Annotated in this window: 2 protein-coding genes; both read right to left on the minus strand. The window is 33.2% G+C overall.

What is annotated here, in order from left to right; genetic code table 11:
• Positions 1-148 precede the first annotated feature (148 nt).
• Positions 149-1069 carry a SufB/SufD family protein gene (locus ACI3VO_RS01225; protein WP_439756157.1) on the minus strand — a complete coding sequence of 307 codons (921 nt, stop codon included), beginning with the start codon at positions 1067-1069 and terminating at the stop codon, positions 149-151.
• Positions 1059-1748, minus strand: coding sequence for an ABC transporter ATP-binding protein (locus ACI3VO_RS01230; RefSeq protein ID WP_439756158.1), 690 nt, complete (start codon positions 1746-1748; stop codon positions 1059-1061). The genes ACI3VO_RS01225 and ACI3VO_RS01230 overlap by 11 nt, the downstream gene beginning before the upstream one ends.
• Positions 1749-1773 lie beyond the last annotated feature (25 nt).

Raw genomic sequence — 1773 nt, forward strand, 5'->3', positions numbered from 1 at the left:
AATACAAACATCGTACATTATTATTCATCCTTTCTGATTTACTAGAACTTTATAAATATATTTTAGCAGTATTTTTTTTAAATTTGTATAAAAAAAGATAGCCATTTTATATTTAACGACTACCTTTTTATCTAGCATATATTATCAATTAGCTTAAGAAAGCTTCAACTATAACAGCTTCTGCTTCTTCTTCATCAAGTCCAAATGTTTCAAGCTTTAATAATTGTTCGTTATTTATTCTACCGATAGCAGCTTCATGAACTATTTGTGCATCTGTATGGTTTGCTTGTATTTCTGGTATAGAAGCAACCTTAGCGTGATCCATTATTATAGAGTCACATTGTATATGAGCTCTACATTTTTCATTACCTACTGCTATTGGGTGGAAGGCTTGAACAGATTCATTTTTAGCTACTGAACGAGAAACTATTTGAAGTGTAGAGCCTTGTCCATTTAAGTTTACTACTACATTAGATTTTGCCACTTGTTTATCGTGAGTCATTAATTTTTCTGTTACTACAAGCTTAGCATCTTTACCTAAGTTAGCTTCAGTTTCTCTTACTGTAGAAGTAACTCCTTCTATTTGAGTCATTTCCATTTCGCAGTATGATCCTTCCTCCATATTTACTATAGTTGTAGGATTTAATATTCTGTCTCCAGTTCCTTCACCTTCACCGTAGTGTTTTTCGACGTATTTTATTTTAGCATTTTTGCCTATATAGAATGTATGGATACCATCGTGTTCTGAAGTAGAGCTTCCGCAGTTATGAATACCACAGCCTGCTACTATATCTACATCAGCACCTTCTCCTATATAAAAGTCGTTGTATACTAAATCGTTTACACCTGTTTCAGTGATTACTACAGGTATATGAATTTTTTCACCCTTTGTATTAGGTTTTACTATTATGTCTATTCCTGGTTTGTCTTCTTTTGATTTTATTTCTACGTTTTCTGTAGAATGTCTAATAACACCTACGCCGTCTTTTCTAAGGTTGAAAGCACCAGCAGGCTCTCCTGTAATATCGGCTATTGTTTTTAATAAATTTTCTAACATACTATCTTTCATTTGTTAAAGCAACCTCCTTTATAGGACAGGCACAGCTAGCACCATTTTGGATTAGTGGCATTATGTCCATTCTAGTTCCCTTATTTTGAACTTTACCGTCTGCAATTATCATAAGTTCATCAGCTAAGTCTATTATTCTCTCTTGGTGTGATATAATAACTACTGTTTGGTCTTTGTTTTCTTTGAATTTTTGGAAGCTGTCAACAAGCATTGAAAAACTCCATAAATCTATTCCTGCTTCTGGTTCATCGTATATAGCAAGCTTTGGATTTCTAGCCATTAATGATGCTATTTCAATTCTCTTTAATTCTCCACCAGATAAAGATGCGTCTACATCTCTTTTTAAGTATTCTTTAGAGCAAAGTCCTACATTTGTAAGGTATTTGCAGCATACATCGTCTGATAATTTTTCCCCAGACGCTAAATTAAGAAGCTTTTGAACAGTAACGCCTTTAAATCTTGGTGGTTGTTGGAATGCATATCCTATACCAAGTCTTGCGCGTTCTGTTATACTTAGATTAGTGATGTCAACTCCGTCAAATAATATTTGGCCTGATGTTGGTTTTTCTATACCCATTATTATTTTGGCTAATGTAGACTTACCACCACCATTAGGACCTGTAATAATTAATATTTTCCCTTGTTCAACTTTAAAGCTTACATCATCTAAAATAGTAATTTCACCTTTACCATCTAAATTATCA

Origin of the sequence: Intestinibacter sp. (assembly GCF_051866655.1) — a bacterium.
In the GTDB taxonomy this organism is placed as follows: domain Bacteria; phylum Bacillota; class Clostridia; order Peptostreptococcales; family Peptostreptococcaceae; genus Intestinibacter.

Excerpts from the sequence above, each read along its gene's own strand:
- ACI3VO_RS01225 (WP_439756157.1), bottom strand. The coding sequence starts at position 1,069 with ATGAAAGATAGTATGTTAGAAAATTTATTAAAAACAATAGCCGATATT.